Consider the following 15,424-nt stretch of genomic DNA (forward strand, 5'->3'; position numbering starts at 1 on the left):
GTATCCCCCCGAAGGCGTCTCGCGCTCCCCATCCCCGCAACAGACACGCCATATTTTCGTGACGACACCTATGCTGGCGCCGTGGATCCCAGCACCGGCGCTCGTGTGGCGGCCTTTTTCGACCTGGACAAGACCGTCATCGCGAAGTCGAGCCTGCTGGCCTTCAGCCGGCCCTTCTTCCAGGAGGGCCTGATCAACCGGCGAGCGGTGCTCAAGAGCGCATACGCCCAGTTCGTGTTCATGCAGTCGGGCGCGGACGCCGACCAGATCGAGCGGATGCGCCAGCACATCACGGCGCTGTGCGCGGGCTGGGACGTCGGCCAGGTGCGGGCCATCGTCGAGGAGACGCTGCACGACATCGTGGACCCGCTGGTCTACAAGGAAGCCACCCAGCTGATCGCGGACCACCGTGCCGCAGGTCACGACGTGGTCGTCGTCTCAGCGTCCGGGCACGAGATCGTGGCGCCGATCGCGGACATGCTCGGCGCGACGCAGTGCCTGGCCACCCGCATGGTGGTCGCCGACGGCCGCTACACCGGCGAGGTCGACTTCTACTGCTACGCGGAGAACAAGGCCGTCGCGATCAAGCAGCTGGCCGCCGCCAACGGCTACGACCTGGCGCAGTGCCACGCGTACTCGGACTCCGCGACCGACGAGCCGATGCTGGCCGTGGTCGGCCACCCCACCGCCGTCAACCCGGACCGGGCGCTGCGCAAGGTGGCCGCGCAGCAGGCCTGGCCGGTGCTGACCTTCTCCGACCCGGTGTCGCTGCGGGGGCGCATCCCGACCCCGTCGGGCACCGCCGTCGCGGTCACCGCGGTGGGACTCGGCGCGGTCGCCGCGGCCGGTGTCGCCTGGTACGGCATCCGCCGCCGGCGCCGGGCCTGAACTCCACCCGAAGAGGGCATCGGCGCAGGTCATGATCTGTGCGGTCGACGTGATCGGTCACGCAGCGCCACTTGACCGGTGCACCCGACTGTGCCCTTGATGTGGCCGCCGTCACGCACTACAAAGGAGATGCGGACATCGAGTCGGCCAGGGACGGAGCGGAGGAGAAGCCCCGTCCACCCCGAAAGATCTCCGTGCGCGAACCTCGGGCACCCACGCACAGCACGCCGCGGGAGGCATGTCGTCTGGGGGCTGCGTACCGGGACGCCGGACGCCGAGCACCCCGCCGATACGACACCAGTTGCACGCCTGGTAACCCGACAGTTCGCGCTGAGACTAGCGGCTCCCCAGCCTCATCGAGGCTGGGGAGCCGCTGTGCACTGGGCCGATCCGGCGAGGCGCGTTGACCCGCCGACCGTGACGTCAGTAACTTGCCGATTGATCTGCATAGTCGGTGAGAAGATTTCCGGTCGCGGGAGGACGCCGTGCGCAGGACACTCGTCGCCCTACTGGCAGGGTTGGCCGCGATGGCCACCGCAGTTCCCGGCGCCGCCGACGCCCGACCCGACCAGGTCAACGCCCTGATGGGCGGCATGACGCTGGCGGAGAAGGTCGGCCAGCTGTTCATGACCTACGGCTACGGCCCCACCGCCGACACCGTGGACGCCCGCAACCAGACCGAGTTCGGCGTCGACACGCCCGCCCAGTTGGTGCAGAAGTACCACCTCGGCGGCGTCATCTACTTCGCTTGGTCGGACAACGTGCAGAACCCGACCCAGATCGCCGGGCTGTCCAACGGCCTGCAGAAGGCGGCGATCAGCTCCGGCGCGCACATCCCGCTGCTGATCTCCACCGACCAGGAGGAGGGCCTGGTCACGAGGATCGGCGCGCCGGCGACCACGTTCCCCGGCAGCATGGCCCTCGGCGCGAGCCGCAGCACCGACAACGCCGAGCAGGCGGCGGCCATCACGGGCCGTGAGCTGCGGGCGATGGGCATCAACATGAACAACGCGCCGGATTCCGACGTGAACGTGAACCCGGCGAACCCGGTGATCGGGGTGCGGTCCTTCGGCTCCGACCCGACGCTGGTGTCGAGCATGGTGTCCGCGCAGGTCAAGGGCTACCAGTCGAGCGTGGTGACGACCGCGAAGCACTTCCCCGGCCACGGCGACGCGGCCACCGACAGTCACACCGGGTTGCCGGTCATCGACCACGACAAGGCCACCTGGGAGAAGATCGACGCGCCGCCGTTCCGGGCCGCCATCGCCAGCGGCGTCGACGTGATCATGAGTGCGCACATCGTGTTCCCGAAGATCGACCCGTCTGGGGACCCGTCGACGCTGTCGCCGACCGTGCTCACCGGCATGCTCCGCGACGAGCTGGGCTACCGCGGCATGGTGATCACCGACTCGCTGCAGATGGCCGGTGTGCGGCAGAAGTACACCGACGCCGAGATCGTGGTGAAGGCGCTGCAGGCCGGCGCGGACATGCTGCTGATGCCGCAGAACGTCGGCACCGCCGTCAATGCGGTGATCAACGCCGTGCAGACCGGGCAGTTGTCGGAGCGGCGGATCGACCAGAGCCTGGCGCGCATCCTGGCCGTGAAGCTGCGGCGGGGCGTGCTGTTCAACCCGTTCGTGGACGTCAACGCCGTGGCCAAGAAGGTCGGCACGGCCACCAGTCTGGCCACCGCGCAGCGCATCACCGACTCGACGATCACCGTGCTGAGCAACGACGGCGCGCTGCCGTTGAAGGCGAAGTCCGTGCTGGTCACGGGTTGGGGTGTGACGACGACCCAGACGCTGGCGGATGCCCTGACCGCGCAAGGCATCCCGGCGAGCAAGACGGCCACCGACTACGACGCGATCGTGGTGCTGACGAACGGCGCCGCGACGGATCCCTCACAGCGGCAACGGGTTCGCGACCTCGTCGCCACCGGCAAGCCGGTGATCGCCGTCGGCGTCGGCAATCCGTACGACCCGGGCGCGGTTCCCGAGGCCCGCACGTGGATAGACACCTACTCGTACACCGCGGTGTCGATGCGGTCGCTGGCCAGGGTGCTCACCGGCGCGGTCGGGCCGCGCGGCAAGCTGCCCGTCGACATCCCCAACTCGTACTCCTTCGGCGCGGGATTGACCTGGTGAGCCTGTCCCGCAGGGGTTTCCTCGCCGCGTCGGCGTTGACCGCGGCGGTGCCGGCCGTGCCCGCGCAGGCCGAGGCGCAGCGGCGGATGAACGGCGCGGACGTGCTCGCCGCCGAGGGCTACCGGCGGCTACGCGGGCGCAAGGTCGGCGTGCTGACCAATCCGACCGGCGTGCTGGCCGACCTGACGCACCTGGTCGACGACATGGTGGCGCACCAGGTCCGCCCTGTTGCCGTGTTCGGCCCCGAACACGGCTTTCGTGGCACCGCCCAGGCCGGCGGATCCGAGGGTGACTACACGGATCCGCGGACCGGGATCCCCGTGTACGACGCGTACAACGTCACCGCCGAGGCGCTGGCGGCGATGTACCGCAAGGCGGGCGTGGACACCGTGGTGTTCGACATCGCCAACGTCGGCGCGCGGTTCTACACGTACACGTGGACGATGTTCATCGCCATGGAGGCGGCCGCCGCCACGGGAGCGTCGTTCATGGTGCTGGACCGGCCGAACCCGATCGGCGGCCAGGCGTACGGGCCGCAGCTGGATCCCGAGTTCGCCACGTTGGTCGGGCTGAAGCCGATCGTGCAGCAGCCGGGCATGACCGTCGGCGAGCTGGCCCGGCTGTTCGACGCGGAGTTCCTGACGACCCGGCTGTCCACCCTGGAGATCGTCAAGTGCACGGGGTGGCGGCGAAACGACCTGTTCAGCGGGCAGTGGGTGCCGCCGAGCCCGAACATGCCGACGCCCGACACGGCTTTGCTCTACCCCGGCACCTGCCTGTTCGAGGGGACGCTGCTGTCCGAGGGCCGCGGCACCTGCCGGCCGTTCGAGACGATCGGCGCGCCCGGCATCGACTGGCGCTGGGCCGAGCAGCTGAACACACTGGGGCTGCCCGGGATCGAGTTCCGCGAGGCCTACTTCGTGCCGACGTTCAGCAAGTTCGTCAACCAGACGTGCGGCGGCGTGCAGGTGCACCTGACCGACCGGCCGCGGATCGACGCCATCCGCACCGCCGTCGCGATGATCGTGACGGCCCGGAACCTGTACCCGAAAGTGTTCGGTTGGCGGCCGGACAACTGGGTCGACAAGCTCAGCGGTTCGGCCCGTATGCGCAGCATGGTGGACGCGGGCGCGGGGGTCGACGACGTCGTGGGCGCATGGGCGGGCGAGCTCGCCGCCTTTCGCCGTGATCGCAACCGGTATCTGCTGTACAGATGAGGTGGCCATGCGCATTCGTGCCCTCGCTCTGCCCGCCGTGCTTGCGCTGGCGTTCGCGATGACAACCAGCGCGGGCGCGGCGCCGAACTCGGCTCGGTTCGACCGGCCGTACCAGGGGTTCGCGCTGGCCGGCACCGTGCTGCACGCCGGGCCGCCCGCCGCGGCGGGGCTGAATCCGGCGCCGATCGACGCGTTCAACAAGCAACTCGCCGCCTGGGTTCCGTCCATCTACCCCGGTGCGACGGTGTTGTTGGCGCACAACGGTGTCGTGGTCGACCGCACGGCGACCGGCGAGGCCGTGAAGTACAAGGACGCGACCACGCAGTTGCCGCCGGACCAGCAGGTGCCGGCCCGCACCGACACCATCTACGATCTGGCCTCGCTGTCGAAGCTGTTCACCTCGATCGTGGCCGTGCAGCAGCTGGAGGCCGGCCGGATCGCCCTGGACACGCCGGTCGCGCACTACCTGCCGGAGTTCGCCACCAACGGCAAGGCCGCGATCACCATCGAGCAGCTGCTCACGCACACCTCCGGCCTCGCGCCCGACCCGGTTCCCTCGCTGTGGCAGGGATATCCGGACATTCCGTCCCGGGAGAAGGCGATCCTGGACGCGACGCCGGAAGCGCCGGCCGGCACCAAGTACGAGTACTCCGACCTGAACATGCTGACCATGCAACTGGTGTTGCAGCAGGTCACCGGCAAGCCGCTGGACGAACTCGTGCGCAAGGGCATCACCGAGCCGCTGCACATGGTCGACACCGGCTACAACCCGCCCGCGTCGAAGCTGGACCGGATCGCCGCCACCGAGTTCGAGGCCTCGCCGCCGCGGGGCATGGTCCGCGGCTCCGTGCACGACGAGAACGCGTGGGCGATGGGCGGTGTCGCCGGGCACGCCGGCGTCTTCTCCACGGCCGACGACCTGGCGGTGCTGGCCCAGGCGATCCTCAACGGCGGTGTGTACCGCGGGCACCGGATCCTCAGCGAGCACGGCGTGCACCTGATGCAGGTCAACTTCAACCAGAAGTTCCCCGACGACTCGCACGGGCTCGGCTTCGAACTGGACCAGATCTGGTACATGGGCGGACTGTCCGGACCGGACACGATGGGCCACACCGGGTTCACCGGCACGTCGCTGGTGATCGACCCGCGCTCGCGGTCGTTCGCGATCCTGCTGACGAACCGGGTGCATCCCACGCGGAACACGCCGTCCACCAACGGCGCCCGCCGGGCGGCGGCGGAGGCACTGGCGCAGGCCATGACCGTGCAGGCGCCGGGCGGCGGCCGGTCGTGGTTCTCCGGCCAGGGCGGGGGCACGACGAGCACGCTGACCACGGGAACGCTGCACGGATCGGTGTCGGTCTCGTACGAAGCGTTCGTCAACACCGAGTCGACGGACCTGCTGACCCTGGAGGCCAGCACGGACGGCGGCGCCACCTGGACCGCGGTGCCGGTGACGGTTCGTGGCCAAGGCGCGCCGGCCGGTGCGCAGACGGCGTTGTCCGGGCAGTCCGTGCGGGCCTGGTGGCAGGTTCGGGCACAAGTCGCCGGGTCATCGAACGGTCTGTTGCTGCGCTGGCGTTACACAACTGACCCCTCGTACGAAGGACGGGGCGTGAACGTGGCGGACATCCGGCTCAGCTGCGGCCCCACCACGTTCACACCGGTCGGTTGGCAGCTGGCGTAACCGCAGGTCAGGGGCAGTCATGTTGACCGAAACAGTTACTGTTAGTAAGTTTCCCACGTGGCACCCGCCAAGTCAGGCAATGAGATCAGCGAGGCGAGCCCGCTGGTCCGGATCCGTTCGCTGCTGCCCGGCCTCGCGCGGGCCGAGCAGCGCGTGGCCAAGGTCGTGCTCGACAACCCGCAGGTCGTCGCGCATCGCAGCATCACCGAGGTCGCCGAGGCGGCCGGCACGAGCGAGACGACGGTGACCCGGTTCTGCAAGGCGATCGGCGTCGGGGGCTACCCCGAGCTGCGGATCGCCCTTGCCGCCGACACCGCGCGGACCGCCGCCCGGATCGACCGCGACCTTGGCAGCGACATCGCGCCCACCGACGACCTGTCGCAGGTCGTCGGCAAGGTCGCGTTCGCCGACGCGCGTGCCGTCGAGGAGACCGCCGAGCAGCTCGACATCGCCACGCTCAACGCCGTCGTGGACGCCGTGGCCGGCGCCGGGCGGGTCGACGTGTACGGGGTCGGCGCCAGCGCCTTCGTCGCCGCCGATCTCCAGCAGAAGCTGCACCGCATCGGTCGCGTCAGCTTCGCGTGGAGCGACACCCACATCATGCTGACCTCCGCCGCGGTGCTCAGTGAAGGCGATGTCGCCTTCGGCATCTCCCACACCGGCGCGACCGCGGACACCGTGGAGGCGCTGCGGGTGGCTCGTGAGCGCGGGGCAACGACCGTGGCACTGACGAACTTCCCGCGGTCGCCGATCTCCGAGGTCGCCGACCATGTGCTGACCACCGCCGCGCGGGAGACCACTTTCCGCTCGGGCGCGATGGCCAGCCGGATCGCCCAGCTCACTGTCATCGACTGCCTGTTCATCGGCGTCGCACAGAAACACCTCGACAGCGCGCGTAACGCGTTGGAGTCCACCTACGAGGCCGTCGGTGGGCATCGGCTCGGTCCGCGTCCCGACGGCCGCCGGAAGGCACGGGAGACAGGTAAATGACGTTGCCGCAGCCACGCGAGTCGATCGTGCGTGTCGATTCCCCCACCGAGCAGCGCAATCCCCGAACGGAGGAGATTGACAGACTGCCGACGGTGGACGTGCTGCGGATGATCAACGAAGAGGACCGGCTGGTCCCGGCCGCCGTCGGCGACGTGCTGCCGCAGGTGGCGCGGGCCGTCGACTACGCCGTCGCCACGCTTCGGTCCGGTGGCCGGGTGCACTACATCGGCGCCGGCACGTCCGGACGGCTCGCCACCCTCGACGCCGCCGAGCTCGTGCCCACCTTCAACACCCCCGCCGAGTGGTTCGTCACCCACCACGCCGGCGGCCCCACCGCGCTGCGGATGGCCGTCGAGAACGCCGAGGACGACTGGGAAGGCGGCGCCGCCGAGATCCGCGGCGCCGTCCGGCCCATCGACCTCGTGTTCGGGCTGACCGCCTCCGGCCGCACCCCGTACGTGATGGGCGGGCTCTCCGCCGGCAACGAGATCGGCACTCGGACCGTGCTGCTGTCGGCCAACCCCGCCGGCGCCCCGGCCGTGCCCGTCGACGTGCTCATCGCCGTGGACACCGGCCCCGAGGTGATCGCCGGGTCCACGCGGATGAAGGCCGGAACCGCGCAGAAGCTCGTGCTCAACGCCTTCTCCACCGCCGTGATGATCAAGCTGGGGCGGACCTACTCGAACCTGATGGTCAGCATGCGGGCCACCAACGCCAAGCTGCGTGGGCGGACCTTGCGGATCCTGCGGGAGGCCACCGGGCTCGACGAGGCCGAGTGCACGGCCGCGTTGCTGGAGGCCGACGGCGACCTGAAGGTGGCGCTGGTGCGGCTGTTGGCGGGCATCGACTCCGTACAGGCCGCTGAGGCACTGTCCGCCACCGGCGGTCACGTCCGCAACGCTCTGGTTGCTCTTGGCGCTGCCGCTAGCTAAACCAGCCCCCGACCCAACCCTCGGGGGGCGTCCCCGGACCCATTCTACCCGGCACAGACCGTGGACGATCTTGAACGGCGTGGGCTGTGGACAGACGGGAAGTTGTCCACAGCGGGGTAATCAGCCTTGCCCGACCGCGTCGGCGATGCTGCGGGCCTCGCGGGCGCCGGCTTCCAGGGCGGAGCAGCTGAAGAGGAGCCAGCCGCCGACGCCGTCCGGGGTGCCGGCGGAGAAGCCTTCCAGCGCCGAGCGGTATTCGCCGGCACGCCGCAGGTACGCGACCTCCGGAACGGCCAAGCCCTTGGTGTCCAACCCGGTGCCGATCATCGTCAACCGGGCGGCGGCGCGGGCGATGACGCCGCTGACCGGACCGAAGGGCGCCAGGGAAAGCAGCTCGCCGTGGACGATGGCGACCAGCACGGGGGCGGGGACCTTGGTGCCGCCGGCGACGAGGGAGGCGAGCAACTCGAGACGATCGCCGCCGGAGGTCGGCCGGCCCAGCTCGGACGACTCGACGAGGTCGGCGGCGGCCAGCACGTGGAGGCGGGCAAGGGCCTGCAGAGGGGCCTTCTGCCAGGTCCCGAGGAGGGGACCGATGGCCTCGGCGACCCGCAGAGATCCCGCCAGAACGGGGTCGGTGACGGAGCCGTCGGAGGGGATCTCGGCGGCGCCGCCGTCCAGAACAGCGGAGGCGCGGGCGGCGCGGACGGAGGCCTCGGCGGCGGTGGTGGGCCAGCCACGGCGGTTGGCGGGGTGGCGGTGCACCTCGGCGACGGAGTCGCGAGCGGCCTCGACGGCTGCGGCGACACCGGGCAGATCCAGCAACGGCGCCAGCGGGTCGGTCACGGACGTTCCTCGCCAACGCTCGGGACACGAAGGTCCGCGACCACGGTCGCGGTGCTGGATGGTTCCCTCGCAAGCTCGGTCACAGCCGGCGACCCTACCCGCCGGTATGGTCTAGACCTTACGGCACTGGTACGGCGTTGCCCGTAGCACTACGGTCAGCAGCACTACCGCAGGAGATTTCCAGGAGGCCACGCACCATGACAGAGTCGTCCGCGTTGGACAACCTGCTCTCCGAGAGCAGGTCGTTCCCGCCCAGCGAGGAGTTCGCAGCTCAGGCCAACGCGACCGCCGCGCTGCAGCAGGAGGCGGACGCCGACCGCGAGGCCTTCTGGGCCGCGCAGGCCGAGCGCCTGACCTGGGCGACCAAGTGGGACCAGGTGCTGGACTGGTCGAACGCCCCGTTCGCGAAGTGGTTCGTCGGCGGCAAGCTCAACGTCGCCTACAACTGCGTCGACCGGCACGTCGAGTCCGGCCACGGCGACCAGGTCGCGATCCACTGGGTCGGCGAGCCCGGCGACACCCGCACGATCACCTACGCCGATCTCAAGCGTGAGGTCTCCAAGGCCGCGAACGCGCTGCTCTCCCTCGGCCTCTCGACCGGCGACCGGGTGGCCATCTACATGCCGATGGTGCCCGAGGCGATCTTCTCGATGCTGGCCTGCGCCCGCCTCGGCCTGGTGCACAGCGTGGTGTTCGGCGGCTTCTCGGCCGAGGCGCTGCGCTCGCGCATCGACGACGCCGAGGCCAAGCTGGTGATCACCACCGACGGCCAGTACCGCCGCGGCAACCCGGTCTCGCTGAAGGCGGCCGTGGACGAGGCCGTCGCCAAGACGCCGACGGTGGCCAACGTGCTGGTGGTCCGCCGCACCGGCGGCGAGGTCGACTGGACCGACGGCCGCGACCTGTGGTGGCACGACGTGGTGGACGGCCAGTCCGAGGAGCACACGCCGGAGGCGTTCGACTCCGAGCACCCGCTCTACATCCTCTACACCTCGGGCACGACGGGCCGGCCGAAGGGCATCCTGCACACCTCGGGCGGCTACCTGACCCAGGCGGCCTACACCCACTTCAACGTGTTCGACCTCAAGCCGGACACGGACGTCTACTGGTGCACCGCCGACATCGGCTGGGTCACCGGGCACAGCTACATCGTCTACGGCCCGCTGGCCAACCGGGTCACGCAGGTCGTCTACGAGGGCACGCCGAACACCCCGCACGAGGGCCGGCACTGGGAGATCATCCAGCAGTACAAGGTCTCCATCTACTACACCGCCCCGACGCTGATCCGCACCTTCATGAAGTGGGGCGCGGACATCCCGGCCCGCTACGACCTGTCCTCGCTGCGCGTGCTGGGCAGCGTCGGCGAGCCGATCAACCCCGAAGCCTGGATGTGGTACCGGGAGCACATCGGCGCGGGCAAGACGCCGGTGGTGGACACCTGGTGGCAGACGGAGACCGGCGCGATCATGATCTCCCCGCTGCCAGGTGTGACGGCGGCCAAGCCGGGTTCGGCGATGGGCCCGCTGCCGGGCATCGGCGCGAAGGTCGTCGACGACACCGGCACGGAGGTCGGCAAGGGTGGCGGCGGCTACCTCGTGCTGGACAAGCCGTGGCCGTCGATGCTGCGCGGCGTCTGGGGCGACGAGGAGCGCTTCCGCGAGACCTACTGGGCGCGCTTCCACGACCAGGGCTACTACTTCGCCGGTGACGGCGCCAAGTACGACGAGGACGGCGCGATCTGGCTGCTGGGCCGGGTCGACGACGTGATGAACGTGTCCGGCCACCGGATCTCCACCACCGAGGTGGAGTCGGCGCTGGTGTCGCACAGCCGGGTGGCCGAGGCGGCCGTGGTCGGCGCCACCGACCCGACCACCGGCCAGGGCATCGTGGCGTTCGTGATCCTGCGCGGCGTCAAGGAGGACGAGGACGCCAGCGCGCTGATCAAGGAGTTGCGCGACCACGTGGCCAAGGAGATCGGCCCGATCGCCAAGCCGCGCCAGATCATGGTGGTGCCGGAGCTGCCCAAGACCCGCTCGGGCAAGATCATGCGCCGGCTGCTGCGCGACGTGGCGGAGAACCGCCAGGTCGGCGACGTGACGACGCTGGCCGACTCGACGGTGATGGACCTGATCTCGAGCGGCCTGCAGTCGGGCAAGGCCGAGGACTGACACCCCCGGGAGCGGCCCGCGCGATCACGTTCGCGCGGGCCGCTTGCGTGCACCGCACAGCGAACCCCCGAGGGTGCATGGCACGATGACCACCGTGACAGGCCCAGGACAGAACCCGAACGGCCCCGGCGCTGGGCTGCCCCCGGTGCCCTCGATCCCGCTGACCGACGAGACGGCCCGCGACGTCGCCGGCGAGCAGTCGGTCGGCGGCCTGGTCAAGGACGTGATGACGCAGGTCTCGACGCTGCTGCGCGCCGAGATCGAGCTGGCCAAGATCGAGGTCGGCGCCGAGGTCAAGAAGGCGCTGCGCGGCAGCGTGTTCTTCATCCTGGCGCTGACGATCGTCTGCTTCAGCCTGTTCTTCCTGTTCTTCGCGATCGCCGAGCTGCTCGCCGACCTCGGCCTCTACCGGTCGGCGTCGTTCGGCATCGTGTGGGTCGCGATGCTGGTCACCGCGGGCCTGTTCGGCTTCCTCGGTTACCGCAAGGTCCGGCGGCTGCGCGCCCCGGAGCGGACCATCGAGACGATCAAGGACACGGCCGCGGCGCTGCGTCACCCCGGCGAGCACTCGTAGACCTGCGCCGACGGACCGTCTCGGCCAACGGCATCAGGCTGCACGTCGCCGAGGCCGGCAGCGGTCCGCTCACGCTGATGCTGCACGGGTTCCCCGAGTTCTGGTGGACCTGGCGGCACCAGCTGCCCGCGCTCGCCGCCAACGGCCGGCACGCGGTCGCGGTGGACCTGCGCGGCTACGGCAAGTCCGACAAGACGCCGCGCGGCTACGACGGCTGGACGCTCGCCGGCGACGTCGCCGGGCTGATCAAGGCCCTCGGCGCGCGGCGGGCACACCTGGTCGGGCACGGCTGGGGCGGCCTGCTGGCGTGGACGACGGCGGCGCTGCATCCCCGGCTCGTCGAGTCCGTCACGACGATCTCCGCGCCGCATCCGCTGGAGGTTCCGCTGCGGCCGCTACTGGCGGCTCAACCGCCGTTCTGGCCGGAGCGTCGCCTCGTCGCCGACGACGCCGCCGTGGTCGAACGAATGCTGCGGACGTGGGCCGGTCCGCAGTGGACGCCTGATCCCGAGGTGCTGCGCTGCAACCGTGAGGCGATGCTGATCCGCGGCGTCGCGCACTGCAGCATGGAGTACTTCCGCTGGGCGTTCCGGTCTCGGCTGCGCGGCGACGGTCGTGAGTTCAAGGCCGCCGTCAGCCGCCCGCTCGAAGTCCCGGTGCTGCGGCTGCGTGGCGAGCACGACGCCCGCACGTCGCCGATCACCCGCTTCGCGCCGTACCGGGTGATCGACGGCGCCGGGCACTTCCCGCAGTGGGAGCGGCCCGACGCCGTCACCGCGCTGCTACTCGGCGCAGGAACCCGTTGACACCGGCCGGGACAGCGTCGGCGCCTGCTGCACCACCCGGCTGACCTCGGCGGTCGTCAGGGCGAAGCCGGTCTCCGGGTCGTCGACCGCCGCGCCGAACACGACGCCGATCACCTGGCCGGACGGGTTGATCAGCGGGCCGCCGGAGTTGCCGCTCTTCACGGTGGACCGGATCGTGTAGACGTCCCGGGTGACCTTCTGGGTGCCGTAGATGTCCGGCCCGTTGAGCTGGATGCGCTGCCGCACCCGGGCCGCCCGCGCGTCGTACGGGCCGTCCAGCGGGTAGCCGAGCACGATCGCGTCCTGGCCGGAGGTGTAGTCCTGCTGGCTGAACGTCAGCGGGCGGGCGTCGAGGCCGGGCACGAACAGCACCGCGACGTCGGCCTCCGGGTCGTAGTAGACGACGTGCGCGGTGAGCTGGCCACGGCCGACCTCCACCACCTCGTCGTCGGTGCCGGCGACAACGTGCGCGTTGGTCATGACCCGCTCGGGGGCGATCACGAACCCGCTGCCCTCCAGCGCCCGCGAGCAGGACGGCGCCCGCCCGCGCACCTTGAGCACGCTGGGCTGCACGGCCTTCACGACCTGGCTGTTGTTCAGCGCGGTGTCGGGCGGGTCCACGTCGGTGATCGGGGTCCGGGTGAACGGCCCGGTGGCGGTGAGCAGGCCCGAGCTGAGCAGCTTGCTCACGTCGTTGGGCAGCTGCTCGGCCTCGGCCGGCATCAGGTTGTTCACGGTGCCGAGCACCACCGAGCCGCGGATGGCCGAGGCCAGCCCGGGCACCGGGACCGAGGTCAGCGGCAGCGCGAACACCCAGGCCACCACGAAGACCACCGCGCACTGCACCAACGCGCCCAGCGTGTGGTCGACGCCGGTGAACGGGCCGAGCCGCACGTGCTGGCGGATGGACCGGCCCAGCCACACGCCTAACGTCTCGCCGAGGGCGACCAGCAGCACCAGCGCCCCCATCCAGACCGCGATCCGGGTGACGTTGCTGTTGAAGTTGGCCATGATCATCGGCGTCACGATCAGGCCGAGCACGGTGCCGCCGAGCACGCCGATGGTCGCCGGCAGCGTGGTGATCAGGCCGTGCCTGGCCCCGGACACCGCGGCGATCACGGCCAGCAGGACCACGACCAGGTCGACCCAGTTCACGCCTGCACCTCCGCGTTCGCCGCCCGCAGCGACTCGTCCAGATCACGCACGTCCGCCGCGTTCCAGGGGCGTTCCCAGCCGGCCAGCCGCAGCAACCCGGCGAGCAGGCCGGCGGTGAAGCCCCACACCAGCATGCCCGGTGCGGCGAACGCCGGTCCGGTGAAGCCGGAGGGATGCTTCACCCGGAACCGGTTGGCCGGATCGGTCAGGTGTGCGATCGGCACCCGGGCCACCGCGGCCGTCTCGGCCGGGTCGACCACGCGGACCGGCGATGGCCTCTCCCAATGGGCCAGCACGGGTGTCACCATGAAACCGGAGACCGGGACGAACAGCTCCGGCAGCAGCGCGACCGGCCGGACGCCGTCGGCGAGCACGCCAGCCTCCTCCTCGGCCTCACGCAGCGCCGTGTCGACCGGGCCGTCGTCGCTGTCGTCGGCACTGCCGCCGGGGAAGGCCACCTGGCCGGGATGGGAGTTGAGCGTGTCGGCGCGGCGGGTGAGCAGCACGTCGGGGCCGTCGGGGCCGTCACCGAGCAGCATCAGCACCGCGGCGGGCCTGGTCGGCAGCCCGGTCGGCGGGCGCACCCTGGTCAGCTCGGAGGCGTCCAGGTCGGCGGTGGCCGCGACCAGGCCGGACAGCCAGCCGGGCACGTCCGCCGGGTCCACCAGGGGGCCAGGACTCATCCGGTGACTCTCCCGTCCGCATACTGCCGCACCGCCTGTTCCACCTGGTCCGCCGAGTCGAACGAGGCCGGTGTGGTGATCCTCTTCGACGTGCCGTCCGCTGCAACTACGTAGCTGACAGGGAAGACGTTCGGCTTACCCAGTGCGTTGGCCACGGATGCGTTCGGATCCCAGACCGACGGGAGCCGCACGTGCAGCGAGCCGAGCAGGTCCAGGCCGCTGGCCTGGTCGCTCTGGGCCGGGATCTCCACGAGCAGCACCGGGACCGCACCGGGTCGAGAAGCGTAGTCCTGCAGCGCGGGCAGCTCGGTGCGGCACGGCACGCACCACGGCTCCCAGAAGTTGACGAGCATCGGGCCGCCGCCGAGCGTGATCTCAGCGCCGTCGGCCATGCAGGTGACCTTGATGCCGGCGAGCGTGCCCTTGCCGCTCGGCTTCGGGCACGCCGGCAGCGCGGCCTTCTGCCGCAACGCGGTCACGTCCGGCGTGTGCACGGCGGGGTCGGCGTGGGTGGGCGCCTGGCCACGGGGCCACACGGCGACGGCGGTGGCCACCGCGAGCACCACCGCCACCAGCACCCACCGCCACCGAACGGTCATTTCGCGGCGCCGACAGTCTTCTCGACCTTCTTGGCTTTTTTGGGCATCTTGGCCCGGACCTGCTCGGCCAGGGCCAACAGGTGCGGGGCCTCGTCGCCCTTGACCAGCTTCTCCGCCACCGCCGGGTCGGTCGGGCCGTCGCCGAAGGAGGGGCAGTCCGGGGCCAGGAAGCAGGCGCCGCAGGCCGGCTTGCGGGCGTGGCAGACGCGCCGGCCGTGGAAGATCGTCCAGTGCGAGAGCATCGTCCAGTCCTTGCGCGGGACGAGTTCGCCGATCGCGTGCTCGACCTTGACCGGGTCGGTCTCCTCGGTCCAGCCCCAGCGCCGGACCAGCCGGCCGAAGTGGGTGTCGACGGTGATGCCGGGCACGTTGAAGGCCTCGCCGAGCACCACGTTCGCGGTCTTGCGGCCGATACCGGGCAGCCGGACCAGCTCGTCCAGGGTGCCCGGCACCTCACCGCCGTGCTTGTCCACCAGCGCCGCGCCCAGGCCCATGATCGAAGTGGCCTTGTTCCGGTAGAAGCCGGTCGGCCGGATCATCTCCTCCAGCTCGACCCGGTTCGCGCCGGCGTAGTCGGCGGCGGTCTTGTACCGGGCGAACAGCGCCGGTGTGACTTCGTTCACCCGCTTGTCGGTGCACTGGGCCGACAGGATGACGGCGACCGTCAGGTCGATCGGCGTGACGAAGTCGAGTTCGCAGTGCGCGTCTGGGTAGCCCTCCCGCAGCGCGCGTGTCATC

The 15,424-nt window shown here is 70.7% G+C and carries 14 protein-coding genes; 9 read left to right on the forward strand and 5 right to left on the reverse strand.

The features are described from left to right. The first annotated feature begins 81 nt into the window (after positions 1 to 81). The 6 genes from BJ998_RS17570 to murQ all read left to right on the forward strand — a co-directional run bounded on the left by BJ998_RS17570 (position 82) and on the right by murQ (position 7,855). Positions 82 to 888, forward strand: coding sequence for an HAD family hydrolase (locus BJ998_RS17570; protein WP_312890173.1), 807 nt, complete (start codon positions 82 to 84; stop codon positions 886 to 888). Between the two features lie 527 nt (positions 889 to 1,415). Beyond that, the gene (locus BJ998_RS17575; RefSeq protein WP_184868736.1) at positions 1,416 to 3,032 is read left to right on the forward strand and encodes a glycoside hydrolase family 3 protein; all 1,617 of its coding nucleotides are present in this window, start codon (positions 1,416 to 1,418) and stop codon (positions 3,030 to 3,032) included. Next, a complete protein-coding gene (locus BJ998_RS17580; protein ID WP_184863019.1) occupies positions 3,029 to 4,249 on the forward strand; it encodes an exo-beta-N-acetylmuramidase NamZ family protein in 1,221 nt (406 codons plus the stop codon). Before BJ998_RS17575 ends, BJ998_RS17580 begins: the two co-directional genes overlap by 4 nt. Before the next feature lie 7 nt (positions 4,250 to 4,256). After that, positions 4,257 to 5,933 (forward strand): serine hydrolase domain-containing protein, encoded by a 1,677-nt coding sequence (locus BJ998_RS17585; RefSeq protein ID WP_184863021.1) that lies wholly within the window; start codon positions 4,257 to 4,259, stop codon positions 5,931 to 5,933. Positions 5,934 to 5,990: 57 nt separating this feature from the next. Then, the gene (locus BJ998_RS17590; protein WP_312890175.1) at positions 5,991 to 6,923 is read left to right on the forward strand and encodes a MurR/RpiR family transcriptional regulator; all 933 of its coding nucleotides are present in this window, start codon (positions 5,991 to 5,993) and stop codon (positions 6,921 to 6,923) included. Continuing rightward, on the forward strand, positions 6,920 to 7,855 hold the full coding sequence (murQ, locus tag BJ998_RS17595) for an N-acetylmuramic acid 6-phosphate etherase (protein WP_184863023.1): 936 nt from the start codon (positions 6,920 to 6,922) through the stop codon (positions 7,853 to 7,855). Before BJ998_RS17590 ends, murQ begins: the two co-directional genes overlap by 4 nt. A 120-nt stretch (positions 7,856 to 7,975) precedes the next feature. On the opposite strand, the gene BJ998_RS17600 is transcribed toward murQ, so the two are convergent. After that, a complete protein-coding gene (locus BJ998_RS17600; RefSeq protein ID WP_184863026.1) occupies positions 7,976 to 8,701 on the reverse strand; it encodes a Fic family protein in 726 nt (241 codons plus the stop codon). Between the two features lie 197 nt (positions 8,702 to 8,898). On the opposite strand from BJ998_RS17600, the gene acs reads away from it, so the two are divergent. From acs to BJ998_RS17615, 3 genes are all read left to right on the forward strand, one after another. Continuing rightward, entirely contained in the window at positions 8,899 to 10,869 is a 1,971-nt protein-coding gene (gene acs / locus BJ998_RS17605; RefSeq protein WP_184863028.1) for an acetate--CoA ligase, read from the forward strand. Positions 10,870 to 10,954: 85 nt separating this feature from the next. Next, the gene (locus BJ998_RS17610) at positions 10,955 to 11,443 is read left to right on the forward strand and encodes a phage holin family protein (protein WP_184863030.1); all 489 of its coding nucleotides are present in this window, start codon (positions 10,955 to 10,957) and stop codon (positions 11,441 to 11,443) included. A gap of 77 nt (positions 11,444 to 11,520) precedes the next feature. Beyond that, a complete protein-coding gene (locus BJ998_RS17615) occupies positions 11,521 to 12,249 on the forward strand; it encodes an alpha/beta fold hydrolase (RefSeq protein ID WP_184863032.1) in 729 nt (242 codons plus the stop codon). Here BJ998_RS17615 and BJ998_RS17620 read toward each other — a convergent pair. From BJ998_RS17620 to nth, 4 genes are read right to left on the reverse strand one after another with little or no spacing between them, the layout of a single operon-like run. Then, a complete protein-coding gene (locus tag BJ998_RS17620) occupies positions 12,226 to 13,404 on the reverse strand; it encodes a MarP family serine protease (protein ID WP_184863034.1) in 1,179 nt (392 codons plus the stop codon). The genes BJ998_RS17615 and BJ998_RS17620 overlap by 24 nt on opposite strands. Beyond that, positions 13,401 to 14,087: an NUDIX hydrolase gene (locus BJ998_RS17625; RefSeq protein ID WP_184863036.1), complete on the reverse strand. Its 687-nt coding sequence runs from the start codon at positions 14,085 to 14,087 to the stop codon at positions 13,401 to 13,403. Before BJ998_RS17625 ends, BJ998_RS17620 begins: the two co-directional genes overlap by 4 nt. After that, complete coding sequence (locus BJ998_RS17630) at positions 14,084 to 14,686, reverse strand: TlpA family protein disulfide reductase (RefSeq protein ID WP_184863038.1); 603 nt, start codon at positions 14,684 to 14,686, stop codon at positions 14,084 to 14,086. The genes BJ998_RS17625 and BJ998_RS17630 overlap by 4 nt, the downstream gene beginning before the upstream one ends. Further along, on the reverse strand, positions 14,683 to 15,423 hold the full coding sequence (gene nth / locus BJ998_RS17635) for an endonuclease III (RefSeq protein ID WP_184868738.1): 741 nt from the start codon (positions 15,421 to 15,423) through the stop codon (positions 14,683 to 14,685). The genes BJ998_RS17630 and nth overlap by 4 nt, the downstream gene beginning before the upstream one ends. Between the last annotated feature and the right edge of the window lies 1 nt (position 15,424).

Source organism: Kutzneria kofuensis (assembly GCF_014203355.1).
GTDB classification, from domain to species: Bacteria; Actinomycetota; Actinomycetes; order Mycobacteriales; family Pseudonocardiaceae; genus Kutzneria; species Kutzneria kofuensis.

Excerpts from the sequence above, each read along its gene's own strand:
- BJ998_RS17575 (WP_184868736.1), top strand. The coding sequence starts at position 1,416 with ATGGCCACCGCAGTTCCCGGCGCCGCCGACGCCCGACCCGACCAGGTC.
- BJ998_RS17585 (WP_184863021.1), top strand. The coding sequence starts at position 4,257 with ATGCGCATTCGTGCCCTCGCTCTGCCCGCCGTGCTTGCGCTGGCGTTC.
- murQ (WP_184863023.1), top strand. The coding sequence starts at position 6,920 with ATGACGTTGCCGCAGCCACGCGAGTCGATCGTGCGTGTCGATTCCCCC.
- acs (WP_184863028.1), top strand. The coding sequence starts at position 8,899 with ATGACAGAGTCGTCCGCGTTGGACAACCTGCTCTCCGAGAGCAGGTCG.
- BJ998_RS17610 (WP_184863030.1), top strand. The coding sequence starts at position 10,955 with ATGACCACCGTGACAGGCCCAGGACAGAACCCGAACGGCCCCGGCGCT.
- BJ998_RS17615 (WP_184863032.1), top strand. The coding sequence starts at position 11,521 with ATGCTGCACGGGTTCCCCGAGTTCTGGTGGACCTGGCGGCACCAGCTG.
- BJ998_RS17625 (WP_184863036.1), bottom strand. The coding sequence starts at position 14,087 with ATGAGTCCTGGCCCCCTGGTGGACCCGGCGGACGTGCCCGGCTGGCTG.
- BJ998_RS17630 (WP_184863038.1), bottom strand. The coding sequence starts at position 14,686 with ATGACCGTTCGGTGGCGGTGGGTGCTGGTGGCGGTGGTGCTCGCGGTG.
- nth (WP_184868738.1), bottom strand. The coding sequence starts at position 15,423 with ATGACACGCGCGCTGCGGGAGGGCTACCCAGACGCGCACTGCGAACTC.